Annotated in this window: 9 protein-coding genes; all 9 read left to right on the top strand. The window is 69.8% G+C overall.

The annotated features are described in order from the left end of the window. Positions 1 to 9 precede the first annotated feature (9 nt). The 9 genes from ABZU76_RS07810 to ABZU76_RS07770 all read left to right on the top strand — a co-directional run bounded on the left by ABZU76_RS07810 (position 10) and on the right by ABZU76_RS07770 (position 17,229). Complete coding sequence (locus ABZU76_RS07810; protein WP_354866194.1) at positions 10 to 4,509, top strand: condensation domain-containing protein; 4,500 nt, start codon at positions 10 to 12, stop codon at positions 4,507 to 4,509. Position 4,510: 1 nt separating this feature from the next. Then, complete coding sequence (locus ABZU76_RS07805; protein ID WP_354866192.1) at positions 4,511 to 7,351, top strand: condensation domain-containing protein; 2,841 nt, start codon at positions 4,511 to 4,513, stop codon at positions 7,349 to 7,351. Between the two features lie 11 nt (positions 7,352 to 7,362). Beyond that, positions 7,363 to 8,778, top strand: coding sequence for a condensation domain-containing protein (locus tag ABZU76_RS07800; RefSeq protein ID WP_354866189.1), 1,416 nt, complete (start codon positions 7,363 to 7,365; stop codon positions 8,776 to 8,778). Next, positions 8,775 to 11,066 (top strand): non-ribosomal peptide synthetase, encoded by a 2,292-nt coding sequence (locus ABZU76_RS07795; RefSeq protein ID WP_354866187.1) that lies wholly within the window; start codon positions 8,775 to 8,777, stop codon positions 11,064 to 11,066. The genes ABZU76_RS07800 and ABZU76_RS07795 overlap by 4 nt, the downstream gene beginning before the upstream one ends. A 21-nt stretch (positions 11,067 to 11,087) precedes the next feature. Then, positions 11,088 to 12,356, top strand: coding sequence for a cytochrome P450 (locus ABZU76_RS07790; protein ID WP_354866185.1), 1,269 nt, complete (start codon positions 11,088 to 11,090; stop codon positions 12,354 to 12,356). 19 nt (positions 12,357 to 12,375) lie between these two features. Then, on the top strand, positions 12,376 to 13,140 hold the full coding sequence (locus ABZU76_RS07785; protein ID WP_354866183.1) for a thioesterase domain-containing protein: 765 nt from the start codon (positions 12,376 to 12,378) through the stop codon (positions 13,138 to 13,140). Positions 13,141 to 13,149: 9 nt separating this feature from the next. Next, entirely contained in the window at positions 13,150 to 13,341 is a 192-nt protein-coding gene (locus ABZU76_RS07780) for an MbtH family NRPS accessory protein (protein ID WP_354866181.1), read from the top strand. A 392-nt stretch (positions 13,342 to 13,733) separates the two neighbouring features. Next, on the top strand, positions 13,734 to 16,190 hold the full coding sequence (locus ABZU76_RS07775; RefSeq protein ID WP_354866179.1) for an AAA family ATPase: 2,457 nt from the start codon (positions 13,734 to 13,736) through the stop codon (positions 16,188 to 16,190). 67 nt (positions 16,191 to 16,257) lie between these two features. Further along, a complete protein-coding gene (locus tag ABZU76_RS07770) occupies positions 16,258 to 17,229 on the top strand; it encodes a TauD/TfdA family dioxygenase (RefSeq protein WP_354866177.1) in 972 nt (323 codons plus the stop codon). The last annotated feature ends 9 nt before the right edge of the window (positions 17,230 to 17,238 follow it).

The following is a 17,238-nucleotide window of genomic DNA, read 5'->3' as shown; positions in this document are numbered from 1 at the left end:
GGAGACGACGTGCCACCGACGAAGATGTCGCCGGAGCGGCGGCGGCTGCTCGACCTCCTGCTCACCGAGCAGGGCGTCGAGCCGGCCCGGCCGCGGATCGAGCGGTTCCCCGGCGACCGCACCGCGATGCCGCTTTCACTGATGCAGCAACGCATCTGGTTCTTCGACCGGCTGCAGCCGATGTCGACGATCTACAACGTCGCGGGCGCGGTGCGCATGCGCGGCCAGGTGGACGTCGCGGCGTTGCACGCGGCGCTCGGCGAGGTTGTCCGGCGGCATGAGGTGCTGCGGACCACCTTCCGCCAGTCCGCGGGCCGTGCGGTGCAGCAGGTGAACCCGCCGGGCGAGTTCGAGCTGCCGCTGGAGGATCTCCGGCACCTCCCGCCGCAGGAGCGCGCGACCGCCGCCGAGGAGTACTGCCGTACCGAGGTGAGCCGCCCCTTCGACCTCGAAAACGACCTGATGCTGCGGCCGCGCCTGCTGCGCACCGGCGACGAGGACCACCTGCTCGTCCTGATCCAGCACCACATCGCCACCGACGGCTGGTCGGTCAACCTGCTGCTCAAGGAGGTCGGCGAGCTCTACCGCGCGTTCAGCCGCGGCGCGGCCACGCCGCTGCCAGAGCTCGAAGTGCAGTACGGCGACTTCGCCGCTTGGCAGCGAGATCGGCTCAGCGGCGACGTGCTGACCGGGAAGGTGGCCTACTGGAAGGAAAACCTGGCCGGCGCGGGCCTGCTCGACCTGCCGTGGATCGGCCGGGCGCGGCCCGCGGCCCTGTCGTGGGACGGCGACGCGCTGTCCTTCCGGCTGACACCCGAGCTGTGCACCCGTATCCGGGCGCTCGCGGACTCCGAACGCGCGACGCCCTACATGGTGCTGCTGGCCGCGTTGTCGGTCGTGCTCACTCGCTGGAGCGGCGGCGACGAAGCGATTGTCGGCTGCCCGATCGCCAACCGTGCGCACAGCGACCTCGAACGCGTGATGGGCTGCTTCGTCAACACCTTGCCGCTGCGCGTGGACACCTCGGGCGATCCCTCCTTCCGTGAGTTGCTGCGGACCGCCCGCGAGGTCTGTCACGGCGGCTACGAGCATCAGGAGGTGCCGTTCGAGCTGATGGTGGAGGCGGTCAACCCCGAGCGCGACGCGAGTTCGCACGTCCCGCTCATCCGCCACCAGCTTGGCTTGCACAACGAGCCGCACTGGAGCGTCGACCTCGACGGGGTCGTCTTCGAGATCGAGACGCTCAGCACCGGCACGGTCCGCTTCGACATGGAGATCGACCTCGCGGTCGACCCCGACGGCGGGATCAGCGGGCCGGTCTACTTCTCCACGGACCTGTTCACCCGCGAAGTCGTCGAGCGCGTGCTGGCCAGCTTCACCCTGGTGCTGAACGCGGCGGTGGCCGGGCCGGACACCCGGATCGCAGTGCTGCCGCTGGCCGAAGAGGCGCCGGCCGGTCACACCGGCGCCAGCCAGGCCACCCCGGCCGGGTCCGTGCCGGAGGTGTTCGAGCGGGTGGCGACCGCCCGGCCGGACGCCGAAGCCCTTGTCTGCGGCGAAACCCGCTGGACCTATCGTGAACTCGACGAGCGGGCCGGCCGGCTCGCCGCGCACTTGCGCGGTCTCGGCGCCGGGCCCGGCAGCCGGGTCGCGGTGCTCCTGCCGCCCTCACCCGAGCTGGCCGCGGCCGTGCTCGCCGCGCTGAAGGCGGGCGCCGAAGCCGTGCCACTCGATCCCGGGCACGCCCGTCCGCTCGTGCGGGCCGCCCTGCGCGACTTGGCGGCGTCGGTCGTGCTGACCGCATCCGGCAGCTGGCATCCCGGCCTGCTCGGCGCGAGCAGCGACGTCCAAGTGCTGTTCCTGGACCGGATCGCCGACGATCTCGCCACACAGCCCGCGAGCCCGCCGGGGCCGGGCGGATCCGATCGGAACATCGCCCTGGTGCTCTGCGCCGAAGACGGGACCGCTACCCCGAACAGCCACACCGCCGTGCTGGACCGGGCGCGCTGGGGCCGGGACCTGGTCGCGGGCGGCACCTTCGGCCTGTGCGGTCCGGTCACCCTCGACACGGCGCCGTGGCGCTGGCTCCCGGCGCTGCTGACCGGCGCCCGCCTGGTGCTCGACCCGGCGCAGGAAACGGGACAGGCCACCGCGGAGCTGTTAGTTCGCGAACGGGTGGACGTGGTGCACCTGGTGCCGGCCGCGCTCGCCGGCCTGGCCGCCGCACCCGCGTTCGCCACGGGGCCCGCGCCGCGCGAAATCGTCGTGGTGGCGGAGGAACCGTGGCCCGCGCTGGTCGCCGAGATCCGGCGAATCGCCCCGGAAACCAAGCTGGTCGAGCTGCGCGGCTCGGCGTTCACCGCGGCGGACCGTGTCGTCGTCGAGCGGCCGGGCGGGGGCGAGCCAGTGTGCACCGATCCCGCGGTCGTGGTCCTGGACGGCAACGCCCAGGCGGTCCCGCTCGGCGTGCCGGGTGAGCTCTACGTCTTCGACCTCACCGGGGAAAGCGGCCCGCGCCGCACCGGCGAGCGTGGCCGGCGGCTGCCGGACGGCATGATCGCCCCGCTCGGGCGAGTACTGCGGATGCGGCGCAAGGGTGTCGAGTCGGCCGAGGTCGAGGCCTCGTTGATGCTGCACGAGGACGTCGACCGGGCGGTGGTCGTCGCGGACGATGAAGCTCCCGGTGGTACCGAGCTCCTGGGCTATCTGACGCTGCGAGACCGCGGCGGTGTGGTGCGCGACGACGCGCCCGAGGTGGTGAAGCGGGCCCGCTGGCGGAAGGTCTTCGAAGAGACCTACTTCGGCCGCGGCGCCGAGGACGACCCGACGGTCAACACGGCGGGCTGGAAGAGCCGCTCCACTGGCGAATACCTGGCGCCGGAGGAAATGCGGGAATGGGCCGACCTCACCATGCGCCGGATTACCGCGACGCGCCCCTCCCGGGTGCTGGAGGTCGGGTGCCGCAACGGCCAGTTGCTGTTCCGACTGGCGATGCGGTGCGACTCCTACGTTGCGACGGACCTGTCCTCGCGCGCGCTGGCCCACATCAAGGAACACGAGCAGTGGCTGGCGACCAAAGCGGAGACGGTGCGGCTGCTGGAGCGTCCTACGGACGACTTCGGCGGGTTCGCCGACGGCGAGTTCGACACGGTCGTGATCAACTCTCTGGCGCAGTACTTCGCCGAGCCGGACTACCTGGCGCGGGTGCTCACCGATGCGGTCCGCGTGGTCCGGCCGGGCGGCACCGTCTACGTCGGTGACGTGCGCAGCCTGGCCCTCCTGGAAGCGTTGCACCTGTTCGTCCACATGCGACGGTTGCCGCCCGGCACGCCGGTTGCGCTGCTGAGGCAGCTGGTCGCCCAGCGCGTTGAACGGGAGGAGGACCTGGTCCTCGAGCCGGCTTCGTTCCGGGCGATCACCGCGAAGATCGCCGGGGTGGCCGGGGTGGACCTGCTGCCGCGGCTGGGCAGGCACCGCAACGAGCTGACCGCGTTCCGATACGACGTGCTGATCCACGTCGGTGAGCCCGGGCAGGCGCCGCCGCAGGTCCCGGCCCGAGACTGGGTCACCGACGGCGGCACGCTGGCCGATCTGCGTGCCGAGCTCACCGCGGGGCCGGTGCCTGCGCTCGTGCTACAGGGTGTGCCGGACGCGCGGACGGCCACCGAGGTCGCCGCCGCGCAGCTGCTGGACAGCGGCCTGGTCGACACCGCCGGGGACCTCGCCGAGGCCGCGCGGCCGATGCTCGGTGAACCCGGCGCCCCGGTCGACCACGCCGAGATCCTCGCGCTGGCCGCGGAACTGGGCTACCGGGCGCTGATCGGCTGCTCGGCCGATGGGGTCCCGGGCAATCTCGACGTCGTACTCCGCCGCGAGGGCGAAGCGGAATCTCTTACACCGCAGCAGGTTTCCGCGGTGCTGGCGGCACAATGGCCGGCGGTCCCGGAGGAGACCCGGACCAACGATCCCTTACGCGCCATGCGGATCAAAGCCGTCGTGCCGGAGGTCCGGGCCGCCGTACAGGGCCGCCATCCCGGGCACGCGGTGCCCGCCGAGCTGGTCGTGCTACGTGAATGGCCGTTGGGGGCAGATGGCACCGTCGACCTCACCCGGCTGCCGCCGCCCGACCGCAGTGCGCGGGAGGCGGCGAAGGTGTCACGTGAACCCGGCACCGAGACCGAGCGGGTGATCGCGGAGATCTGGGCGGACGCGCTGGGGCTGGACCGGATCGGGGTGTCGGAGGACTTCTTCGCGCTCGGCGGGCATTCGTTGATGGGCGCCGAAGTCGTCGAACGAGTCCGCACGGTCTACGACGTCGAACTCCCGTTGGGCACGCTCTTTGAATCGCCGACGGTCGCCTCGGTGGCTGAGTACATCGACGAACGGTTGGCCGGCAGCGGGAAGTCTTCGGCCGCCGCGGTGCCGATCCTGCGGGTGGACCGCGACAGCTACCGGCGCAAGCGGGAACTGGCCGCGGCCGGTCGCGGCCACCGGCCGGCCGGGGCGTGACATGACTACCGACCTGGTGACCATGGAGACTTCGCTGTCACAGCAGAGCCTGTGGCTGCTCGACCAGGCCGACCCCGGGCGGCCGACCTACAACGTGCTGGCCGCGGTCCGAATGCGAGGCGGGCTCGACCCGGCGGCGCTGGAACGCGCTCTCAACGTCGTCGTCCAGCGGCACGAAGCACTCCGCACGGTGTTCGGCTTCGATGGAATCGAGCCCGTGCAACGAATCCTGCCCGAGGTGAAGGTGTCGATCCCGGTCCGCGACGTCGAACGGGAGGCGCTGTCCGCGGTGATCCAGGCCGAGATCGAGCAGCCCTTCGACCTCGCGTCCGGCCCGCTGCTGCGGATGACGCTCCTGCGGCTTTCGGCGGCCGAACACGTCTGCGTGCTGGTGATGCATCACATCGTGACCGACGGCTGGTCTTCGGCGATCCTGTTTCAGGAGCTGTCCGCGGGTTACGAGGCCTTCCTCTCCGGCCGTGAGCCCGAGCTGCCGGACCTGCCGGTCCAGTACGCCGACTACGCGGTCTGGCAACGGGAAACGCTGCAGGGCGAAGACCTCTGCCGGCTGGTCCGGTACTGGGCGACAAAGCTGGCGGGCAGTACGCCGCTACTCCTGCCGACCGACCGTCCCCGGGCCGGGGTGGCATCATCGGCGGGGGCGACCCACCTGTTCTGGATCCCGGCCACGCTGATGGCGCGGCTGGACCGGCTGGCACGGGAGCACGGGGCGAGCCCGTTCATGGTGTTGCTGGCGGCTTTCCACGTGCTGCTGTCCCGCTACGCCGGAGTCGGGGACATCTCGGTCGCGACGCCGGTCGCGGGCCGGAACCGGCCCGAGGTGGCCGGGCTGATCGGGTTCTTCGTCAACACCGTGGTGCTGCGGACCGACTCCTCCGACGACCCGGCGTTCACGACATTGCTGGAGCGGGTCAAGCAGACCAGCCTGGATGCCTTCGCCCACCAGGACCTGCCCTACGACAAGCTGGTGGAACTGCTGCAGCCGGCGCGCCACGGCGGTCTCGGCGGGCCACTGGCGCAAGTGATGCTGTCGTTCCAGAACATCCCGCAGGGCGAGTGGCAGGCCGGCGGGCTGGGCTTCGAGGCGATGCACGTCGCGACCAGCACCGCGAAGTTCGACCTGCTGCTGGACATCGCCCCCGACGGGCCGGATGCCTTCGTCGGACGGATGGAGTACAGCACCGAACTGTTCGCCCCGGAGACCGTCCGGCGACTGACCCTGCACTTCACCACCCTGCTCACCGCCGTCGCGACCAATCCCGGCCTGCGGGTTTCCCGGCTGCCGCTACTGCCGGAGCACGAGCGTGACCTCCAACTGCGCGAGTGGAACGAGCCGGAGATGCCGTCGGCAGAGCCCGTGCCCGCCGCGATCGCCCGGCTCGCCCGGGAAGTCCCGGACGCGGTCGCGGTGGCCCAGGACGAAGAGGAGCTCACCTATGCCGAACTGAACCTGCGGGCGGCCCGGCTCGCCCGGCGCTTGCGTGACCACGGTGCGGTCCCCGGTGCGGTCGTCGCGGTACTGCTCGAACGGTCGGTCGACCTGGTCGTCGCGGTCCTCGCCGTGCACCAGGCGGGCAACGTGGCGCTGGTACTGGACCCGGCCCATCCGGCGCAGCGCCGGGCCGGCCTGCTCGTCGAGGCCGGGCCGGCGCTGCTGGTGACCGCCGAATCCGTTTCCCTGCCCGAGAGCGGGCCGGTTCAGGTACTCGTCGGCGACGCCCTCCCGGACGAGCCGCTCCTGGCCGCAGCCAAGCCGGGGAGGTCCGCCGTCCTCGGATACGACTTCGGACCGTCCGGGACTTCACGACTCATGCTCAGCAGTCATCTCAGCGTGGCCACCTCGGCCGCCGCGCTGGCCGAAGCGGCTGGGCTCGGCCGAGGGGAGCGGGCGCTTTCCCTGGCACCGCCGGGATCCCGCCTGCTACAGGACCTCTTCGCCAGCCTGGCGAGCGGAGCGACGGCGGTGCTGCCGGACGGCCCGGTTCCGGAGGCCGCGCCGGAGCTGTGGCGGCTGGTCGAAGCAAGCGGAACCACCGCGCTCAGCGTTCCCTCCGGGCTGCTGCGGTCCTGGTCCGCCCACGACCGCGGCAACATCCCGAAGTGCCTGCGCACCTTGGTTTTCAGCGGCGAACCCGTTCCCTCGGCCGAGGATTTGGCGCCCTGGCAGGACTGGCCGGGGCAGCTGCTGCACGTCCACGTCGTCGCGGAGGCGGGCGTGGTGAGCACGCACGAGGTCGTCTTCGGCCGCCCGGACGGCAACCCTGCCATCCCGGTCCCGATCGGGCGGCCGCCGCGCGGAGTCCGGCTCTATGTCCTGGACGAATGGCTCGAACCGGTGCCGATCGGCGTGCCCGGCGAGCTCTACGTCGGCGGCAACGGGCTCGCGTCCGGCTATCCGGGCAAACCCGGTGAGACCGCGGCACAGTTCGTCCCCGATCCGTGCGGCGAGCGGCCCGGCCTGCGTCTACATCGCGTCGGGCGGCGGGCGCGATTCCTGCCCGACGGCCGGGTACACCTGGTCGAGCAGGCAGCGGGGGCCAGTTCGGGCGCCGAAGACGCGGCGCCATACCTGGCCCCGCGCACGCCGATCGAGGAGGAACTGGCCGGGAGCTGGGCCGGGCTCCTCGGGGTCGAGCGCGTTGGGGTGCGGGACGACTTCTTCAGCCTCGGTGGCAATTCGCTCGCCGCGGTGCGCATGGCGGCGGAGGTCCGCGACGTCTACGGGGTCCAGCTCTCACTGCGGAGCTTCCTGGCCATCGAGCCGACTGTCGAGGCACTCGCCGAGTGGTTGTTCGGACAGCTTTCCGGAATCGACGAATGAAGGAGGTGACCATGAGCGGCGATCAGACCGATCTGGCCGCCAGGGCTGAGAGGGAACGTGAACTGCTTGCCGTGCTCGGCAGGCGTATCGACCGCATACCGGTCCTGCGCAGGGAGAACGGCGGCCTGCGGGCACCGGCGTCACCGACCCAGCGGCATTTCCACGCCCTGCAGCAGCGCCATCCAGGTCAGGCCGGGTTCACCATGTCCGGCGGCCTGCGGCTGACCGGGCCATTGGACGTCATCGCGCTGGACCGGGCCGTCGCCGAAGTCGTCGCCCGGCACGAGGCCCTGCGCACGGTGTTCGAGACCCACGACGGCCGGCTCTTCCAGATCGTCCTGCCCGAAGCACGGCTTCCGGTGCCAGTGCGGGACGTCACCGAGCAGGACGCACTGGGCGTGGCGAAAACCTTTTCGGACACTCCGCCCGACCTCGGCCGCGAGGGGCCGTTGCGGATGTCCGTGCTGCGCTTGGCCGAGCTGGATCACATCGTCCTGTTCGCCCTGCACCACATCGTCGGCGACCTGCGCTCGGTGGAGGTTTTCTTCCAGGAGCTGTATGTGCTCTACCGCTCCGGGCTGACCGGCGCGGCGGCAGAGACCGCGGGCCTGCTCGCACCGCTGACCGCGCAGCTCGCAGACGTGACCGAATGGCAGCGCGGCGCGGTGAGCACCGCGCGGAAGGCCGAGCTCGAAACGTACTGGCGTACGCGGATGGCAGGTGTCGAGCCGCTCACCCTGCCCGCGGACGCCGTACGCGTGTCCCCGCCCAGCACCACCGGGGACACCTGCCGGCTGCCGATGGCCGACGAGCTCGTCGCGACCCTGAACCGGCTGGCCGCCGACCACGGCTGCACGATCTTCACGCTGTCACACGCCGTCTTCGCGCTGCTGCTGGCCCGGTACTCGGGACCGAATGTCGTGGTGTCGACTCCGGTGACCAGCCGCGATCGCCCGGAGGTCGACAAGCTGGTCGGCGCGAATCTGAACTACGTCCCGCTGCACACGCACGTCGACGACGGTCTCACGTTCGGCGCTTACCTTAACGCTTCCCGCGACCGGACCACGGCCGACCTAGCCCACGACGACCTGCCGTACCAGGACATCGCGGCGCTGGCGGGGTTGCCGCCGATCGAGCTCTACCGGGTGCTCTTCCAGAGTGGCGGCGGCGGCGATATCGAGTTTCCCGAGGGTGACCTGAGCGGCACGCCCTGGCCGGCGCCGTGGGACCACTCGATGAACGACCTCACCGCGCGGGTAACCAGCGCGGCGGCCGGTTGGTATCTCTACCTGAACTTCCGGTGCGACGTCTTCACCCGGGAGCGGATGACCGCACTCGGCGTCGAGTACCTCGACCTGCTCGCCGGGGCCGCCGCCGACCCGGATGTGCTGGTTGCCGACCTGATTACCCCGAAGAGGCGGTCATGACCACGACCGTGTACTCAGCCCCGTCGGACGAAGTACTGCTCGGCCGCGCCGAGCCGGTCGCGGCGCTCGCCGCGCTGGTCCTCGTGGTGCATCGGACCGCCTTCCGCGACGTCGTGCGGGTCGGCTACCGGGCGACCGGCGCGGTACCGCCTGCGGTCGGGGTACTCGTGGTGGACGTAGCGGACGACCCCTCGCTCGCCGAACTGACTGCCCGGCTGGAGACCGCGGTGGCGGATCTGCCCGAGCCGGACGACGACGTCCTGCTCGAGCTCGAGATCACCGAAACTGACTTCGCCTACCGGCTGGCCGAGTCGGCTGAGCCGGGCGCCGGGCTCACCTTGACGGTCCTGCCCGGCGGCGACGCGTGGCTGGTGCCCGGCCAGGTCGGTGTGGTCACCGCGGACCGGCTGCCCGCGCTCGTCCGTACCGCGCTCGCGGCGGATCCCGGCGAACGACTGTCCCTTGTGGACCTTGCTTCGGCCGAAGACCGGTCGCTGGTCGCCGAATGGGGCGGAGACGGCGCCGCGGCGGCGCCCGTACTGAGCGTACCCGAGCTCGTCGAGGCACAGCGCGCGCGCACGCCGGACGCGGTCGCCGTCAGCGCAGGGCCGGTTTCGCTGTCCTATCGCGAGCTGGACATGGCCGCGACGGCCGTCGCGGCCATGTTGGCGGCCGCCGGGGTCCAGCCCGGCCACGTCGTCGGCCTCTATGGCGAACGGGGCGCCGAACTAATCGTCGCGCTGCTGGGTGTGCTGAAGACCGGCGCGGCCTACCTTGCCCTCGACACCGAACTGCCCGACGCGCGGCTCGCCGTCCTGTTGGCGGACGCGGGCATCGACGTCGTGCTGGTGCAGGAAAGGTCCCGGGACTGGCTGCTCGCCGGGCACACGCTGCTGCCGATGAAGCTGCCGGACGGGCCGGTGCCTGCCTGGCAGCCAGTCCCGGTCGCGCCCGACGACATCGCCTACATCAGCTACACCTCCGGCTCGACCGGCGAGCCCAAGGGCGTGGCGGTCCCGCACCGCGCCATCGCGCGGCTGGTCGGGCGCAACGATTGGGCCGAGGTCGGCCCCGAAGACGTGGTCCTCCAGCTGGCCCCGGTGGCTTTCGACGCGTCCACCTTTGAGATCTGGGCCTGCCTGGCCGGCGGTGGGCGGCTCGCGGTGTTCCCGGCGGGCCCGGTGGCCACCGATCGGCTGGCCGGCTTCCTGCGCGACGAGCGCGTCACCGTGGCTTGGCTGACCGCGGGGCTCTTCCACCAGATGGCCGCCGCCCAGTTGCCCGCGTTCGCGGGGCTGCGGCACGTGCTGGCGGGCGGCGACGTCATCCAGCCGGACCGCGTGCGGCGGCTGCTCGCCAAGCACCCACGGCTGAGCTTCACCAACGGCTACGGGCCGACGGAGAACACGACGTTCACCGCATGCTGGACCTCGGATCAGGCCCCGGACGGACCTTCGATCCCCATCGGCAGGCCGATCGCCGGCACCAGGGTGTTGGTACTGGACCGCGCCGGACGACCCGTGCCGCCTGGCGTGCCCGGTGAGCTGCATGCGGCAGGGGAAGGCCTGGCCCGCGGCTACCACGACCGGCCCGCCGCGACCGCGCAAGCGTTCGTGCCCGATCCTGGTGGGCGCACCGGCGGCCGGCTCTATCGGACCGGCGACCTGGTCCGCTGGCTGCCGGACGGGACGCTGGACTTCCTCGGCCGGGTCGACCACCAGGTGAAGATCAACGGTTTCCGCGTCGAACCGGGCGCGATCGAGACCGCGATCGCCGAAGACCACCGGGTGCGCGAGACGGTCGTACTCGCCCAGCCCGACGGCTCTGGCGGCAAGCGGCTGCTGGCCTACGTCGTGCCGCGGGAAGCCTGTGATCCGTCTGCGCTGGTGTCCTCGCTGCAGAAAGACCTGCGCGAGCGTTTCCCCGCGTACATGGTGCCGTGGGCGCTTCTCACGCTGCCGCGGCTGCCGCTCAATCGCAACGGGAAGGTCGACCGGTCCGCGCTGCCCGCGGCGCGGCGGATCTCGCGTGATCTGCCGGGCGCCTACGTGCCACCGCGCAGTCCGCCGGAGAGCTATCTCGCACAGGTGTGGGGCGAGATGCTCCGCATCGAGCCGGTCGGTGTCGAGGACGACTTCTTCGAGCTCGGCGGCCATTCCCTGATGGCGGGCGAGCTCATCACGCGTCTGCAGGAAGAGCTGTCCGTCGAGCTCTCCGCGCAGACCCTCTACCTGCGCCCGACGATCGCTGAGCTGGCAGAAGCACTCGAGCAGGATTCCATCCCCTGACAACCGAAGGGCACCGCAGGCATGCGACTCAACCGACCGCTGGATCCCGCCACCGTCGACCTGGATTCGGTCGACCTCGTCGATTCCCGCCTCTACGGACACGGCGACCCGCACTCCGTCTGGCACGCCATGCGTGACCGCGACCCGGTCCGCTGGCACCCGGTCGGCGACGACCTCGGGTTCTGGTCGATCACCAAGATGGAGGACGCCGACCTGGTCCTGCGCGACCACACCAGGTTCACCTCTCAGCGCGGCACGATGCTGTTCCTGCTCGGCAAGGACGATCCCGCGCGGGGCAGGCAGATGGCGGCCACCGACCCGCCGCGGCACAACCGCATGCGGGTCCCCCTGCAGCGGGCGCTCGCACCGAAGAACATCGAGAAGTACCGCGAAGCCGTCCGGGAGGAGGTCCGCCGCGTCCTGGCGCCCGCGCTGGGCGGTGAGGTTTACGACTTCGCCGAGCACATGATGGCTATGCCGATGGCCACCGCCGGCCGGATCATGGATCTGCCGCGGACGGACTGGCCGCGGCTGACCGCGCTGACCGCGATGTCGATCGCGCCGGACGACCCGGAGTTCGCCGAGGAGGGTGGCGCGGACGCCACCCTGAAACTGGCGCACCGTGAGCTGTTCGCCTACTTCCACGACATCGTGCGCGAGCGCCGCCGCAATCCGGGCGACGACCTGATCAGCCTGCTCCTCGAAATGGATGTCGAGGGGGAGAAGATCGAGGTCGGGGCCGTGCTGGCCAACTGCTACAGCCTGCTGCTCGGGGCGAACATCACCACGCCGTTCGTGCCGATCGCCGCGGTGGAAGAGCTGATCGGAACCGCGGGGCTGCAGGAGTGGATGAACGACCCGGACGCGTTGACCACCGGGATCGACGAGGCAGTGCGATGGGCCTCGCCCGCGAACCATTTCATGCGTTACGCGATCGCCGACGTCGAGCTGCGGGGCCGCCGGATCTCGGCCGGGGACGCCGTGGTGGTGTGGCTGGGCGCGGCCAACCGGGACGACGAGTACTTCACCGACCCGTTCGCCTTCGACTTCCGCCGTAAGCCCAACAAGCACGTCGCCTTCGGCAGCGGGCCCCACTACTGCGTCGGACATTCGGTGGCACGGATGAGCCTGCGGGTGCTGTTCGAGGAGATGTTCGCAACCTTCTCCGACTTCGAGCTCGCTGGACAGGTGGAGCACCTGTGCTCCAACTTCGTCGCAGGCATCAAGCACATGCCGATCGTCGCGAAGGTGCGCAGCGGCGCCGGCGCGCTGACCGGCGTCGACCGCTGAGAACGGGAAGGAACCGACCGTGGGTGAACTCACCACCCGGCGGCAGCGGTGGCTGCTGCGGGAGCCATCGGACAACAGCGCCGTGCGGCTGTTCTGCATCCCGTACTCGGGCTGCGGCGCGAGCATGTACCGGAAGTGGCCGCGCTACCTCGGCGACATCGAGGTGTGCGCGGTGCAGCTGCCCGGCCGGGAGAACCGGCTGCGGGAGCAGCCCTACGGCACCTACGAGGAGCTGGCCGACGATTTCGCCGAGGCGCTGCTGCCCTACCTCGACCGGCCGTTCGCGTTCTTCGGTCATTGCGGATCCGCGTTGCCGGGATACGAGACGTCGGTGCGCCTGCTCGAGCGGGACTATCCACTGCCCGCACGGTTGTTTGTGTCCTCGCAGGTGGCTCCGCACCAGGGGCCGGCTGGCCGGTTCCTCCACATGGCGGACGAAGAGCTGGCTGTGGAGGTCACCGAGCTGATCAAGGAGCTCGGTGGGAAGCCGGTAGGGGACATGGTCGAGCTCAGCGTCCGCATCCTGCGCGCGGACGTCGACGCGAACAAGCGCTATCGGCCGCTCAAGCCGACCGCGCTGCCGTTGCCCATCACCGCGCTCGGCTGGGCGCAGGACACCGAGGTGGACTACCGGCTGATGGACGGCTGGTCGGACTGCGGATCGACCACGTTTCGCCTGCTAGAAGGCCCACACTACCGATTCATGGAGGCACCGGACGAACTGATGAAAGTGCTTGTCGAAGACCTGTCAAGCATTCCTGAGGGCCGAAATCATTCACGATGAGGAGCGGAAATGCCGGAAAACCTGGTCGACGAGTTTGACGTGGTCATCAATGTCGAAGGGCAATATTCGATCTGGCGGGTCGGTCGCGAAGTACCGGCCGGGTGGGGTGTCGCCGGAAAACGGGGAACCGAGGAAGACTGTCTCGCCTATATTGACGAGCACTGGACCGACATGCGGCCGCTGAGCCTGCGCAAAGACTGATTTTAGACCAGTTGCCCGAGGGGGTAGCAAGGTTCGGGTTGCCTGGACCAAGCTTTGGAATTCTGGCAACCCCAGTTTTGCCGTTTCAATGATCCGATCGTGTGGCGGATTACGCCGAATGGCGACATGATGGTCCGGATCATGCGACAGAGATCGTATGTGTCGCAATATTTTTGTGGTAGTGCTTCCGTAGTGGTGCCGCCTGGTGTAAGGTTGCGCAATTGATCTTGAATGGGCGAATGAATTTGTTCGCCCATTTGATCTGGGTGCCCGGCGTCCCGTTTGATTCGGCGGTGGTCAGTCGATTTTTGCTGCCATGCCGATGTCCAGCGTTGGGGACATGCCGTGCGTCGTAGGGAAGCGGGCCTGCCAGCTTGATTGGAGACGGAATAGTGGGGGACTTCGAGCGGGCGGTGCACGCCGAAGCACGAGAGGACGAGTTCACCGGCAGAAAGGACGAGTGGGAAGCGCTCACCGGAGCACTCGGCGAATGGCCGCTGCAGATGGGTTTGATCACGTTGAGCGGCCCGCCGGGAATCGGGAAGACCCGGCTTGCGGCAAGGCTCATGGCGCATGCCCGCATGTTGGGCCATACGGTGGCCACAGGCGTGGCGGACCGCCCGACGTCGATGACCCCGTCCGGAGTGTTCGCCAGTGCCCTCGACAAGTGCTTGCGTCATGCGCAGGAAGCGGTCTTCGACGGAATCGATGAGACCGACCTACCGATTCTTGCCAGGTTGTTCCCCATCCTGCGTTCGCGTTGGGTGCCGAATCAGCCGAGTGATCCGGCCGAGGAGGCACACGCGTTCGGCCTCGCACGGGCGGTACTGCTCCGGCTCGCGGCTGGGTGCGGGCTGGTTGTGTTCCTCGACGACATGCAATGGGCCGATCAGCCCTCGATAGACCTCTTGCGGTTTCTGTTGCTCGACCCCCCACCCGCGCGGATCGTCCTGGTGCTCAGCTACCGGCCTGCCCAGTCGAGTGACGCCCTGCTCGAGGTGATCGCTGGGGCCCGTCGCTGGGGAGTCCTCCATGAGGTCGCCCTCGGCCCTCTCGCCGCGGCGGAGGTTGATCGGCTGCTGCCCGCCGAACTCGACCGCGCCCGCCGCCGGTCGCTTCATCGTGACAGCTCCGGCAATCCGGCAGTCGCGCTCGAATTGGCGCGCGCGACCTCACCTACCACGCCGCATGGCGTGCCGCCCAGTGGGGAAGAGCTGAGCACTGGCACGCCGCCGCTGGTGCACGCCCAGGGTGACGACTTGCAGCAGTTGCGCGGCGGCGTCCGGCTGATCGCGCACGCCGCCGCGGTCTGCGGGAATCCATTCGACGTCTCTACCGTCGCCTTCGTCGCCGAGACGACGACCTCGATCGCCGCGACGGCGCTCGAGGAGCTCGTTACCGCGGCCGTCCTCGAATTGGCTGGCCACGGCTGGTTCCGGTTCCGCGATCCTGTCGTTCGTGCGATGGCTTATCACAGCGCGTCGGCGGGCTGGCGGCATGATGCGCACTCCAGAGCCGCGCTGATCCTGCGCTCGTCCAACGCGTCCGTGGAGCGACAGGCCTGTCATCTTGAGCATGTCGCGGTTCCCGGCGATATCGCGAGCGGACGAGTGCTGGTCTCGGCCGCGGCGGAGACAATGTACGCCCTGCCGGCCCGGGCCCAGCGCTGGCTGAATGTGGCCGCCAGGGTATTTCGGGGCGCGTTCGACAGCCGGGGGAGGGTGCTGCTGGCTCGGAGCATGGCACTGGCCGGGTGCCTCACCGAAAGTCTCGCGATCTACGAAGACGTCTGGCGCGAATGGGAACTTCTGGGGCAGCCGACCCGCCTGGACGCCGCGGAAGGGCTGGCCAGGGTTAATCGGCTGCTCGGCCGCTATGGCAAGGCCCGGGAGAACATCGAGAGCGGCTTGGTCCTGGCCAGCGGCCCGGGCGAGCGGTTCGGCCTGCTGATCGAGTGCTTGGCGACGGCGATCGGCTCGGGTGGCAGGCAAGGCTGGTCGAGGGTGACCGAATTGGTGCTGACAAACTGGTCGGAGACCAGCGACACCCACACCGCCACCGCATTCAGTCTACTGGCAGGGGCCAGCCTTGCCCGTGGCCGGCAGGAAGACGCCGTCGAGTGGGCGCGTGGATCCGCGGAACTCGTCGACCGGCTCGCCGACGAGGAAGTGCTGCGAAGCCTGGAAACCCTGTGGTGGCTCGGCGTCGCCGAGTGGCGGCTCGGTCAGTCCGACGATGCCACCCGGCATTTCGACCGCGGGCATCGGCTGGCCACCGAGCATGCCCACGGCTATCTGCACGCCAGATTTCCGATCGCCCTCGGCCGTTCCAGCCTCGGTCGCGGCGACTTCCTCCTGGCCGAGCAGTACGCCGAAGAGGCCGTGCAATCCGCCCTGGGCGCCCGGAACCCTGCGATGTTGATGGAGGCCACGGCGTTCTACCGTGAGCTGCCCGACCATGCCGGCCAAGCAGTCGGCAACGAGATGATTCCGCTGGGAGGCGAATCAGGCGGACTGCCGGGCGTGCCGGAGCCACGGCGATCCCTCCCCCTGATACCGGATGATCTCGGTACCATCGAGGAAACCTCGGCTCTGCTGATCGCGTCGCGGACGCTGAAGCTGCTCAGCGTGCGGGAGGAACAGGTCGCACAACTGGTGAGCCGTGGCTGCACCAATCAGCAGATCGCTCGCGAGATCGGGCTCAGCCACAAAACGGTGGAAACCTACCTCGGCCGGATCTTCAAGAAGCTTGGTGTCTCCGCACGGACCCAGATTGCGTACCTGATGGGCGCCGCCGCAAGCAGCGAAGGAGCTGCCCGCGTAACCGGTCACGGTGCGCCGCGAACATGATGCACGACATCAACGCGATTACGCCGCACAGGCCCGCGCCCACCCGTCGGCCGCCGAAGGGAAAAACATGATCAACGATCTCGAGTTCAGGTTGACCGATGGAGAACGAGCCCGTGTCGAAGCCGTGGCAAGTGAACTGGTCGGCACACCGCCGCGCATGATCGACGAGCCGCACTGGATCGGCGTCTGCCGCGCGGGCTCGGACCGGCTGCCGGTCCGGGTGCGCCAGCGCCTGCGAGAGTTCCGGTACGACCCCGGCGATTCGGGCGCGCTACTGATCCGGAACCTGCCCGGTGTCGCCGAGCGGCCGACGCCTGCCGAGCCGGGCTCGGTCGAGCGCGTCGCGACCGTTGGCGCCGCAGTGATCGGCTTGCTGTCCATGCAGCTCGGCGAGCTGATCGCGTACCGCAGCGAAAAGTCGGGCGCACTGGTGCAGAACGTCGTTCCGGTGCCGGGCATGGAAGAGCAGCAGAGCAACGCCGGCAGCACTCACCTCGCGATGCATGTGGAAAACGCTTTCCACCCACGCCGCCCCGACTACGTGGGGCTGCTGTGCGTCCGCGCGGACCATGATCGAGTGGCCGGGCTACAGCTGTCCTGCATCCGCAAGGCCGTCGACGCGCTGCCCGACGAGATAAGCGCTGTGCTCGCCGAACCCCGGTTCACCACGCAGGCCCCTCCCTCGTTCAACCGCGACGGCGACAGTGCGCAGCAGCATGCGGTGCTCACGGGCGAGCCGGCCGACCCCGATATCCAGGTCGACTTTCACGCCACCGCTGGCAATGACGAAGAGGCGAAGAACGCCCTCGAGGTGCTGCACGGCGCGGTAGCGGCGGCCGCGGAAACCCTGCCGCTGGAACCGGGTGACCTCGCTCTGGTCGACAACCGCGTGACCTTGCATGGGCGAACGTTGTTCACGCCACGCTACGACGGCAACGACCGATGGCTGCACCGCACGTTCGTCCACCTCGACCACAGGCGCTCACGCGCCCTGCGCACCCGGACCGGTCACGTCCTCGCTCACCTGCCGATCAGGTGAACGGGCCGG

Origin of the sequence: Amycolatopsis sp. NPDC005232, assembly GCF_040607795.1 — a bacterium.
Lineage (GTDB): Bacteria > Actinomycetota > Actinomycetes > Mycobacteriales > Pseudonocardiaceae > Amycolatopsis.
The sequence above is the reverse complement of the archived record's forward strand: the minus strand, read 5'-3'. Positions and strand labels throughout refer to the sequence as shown.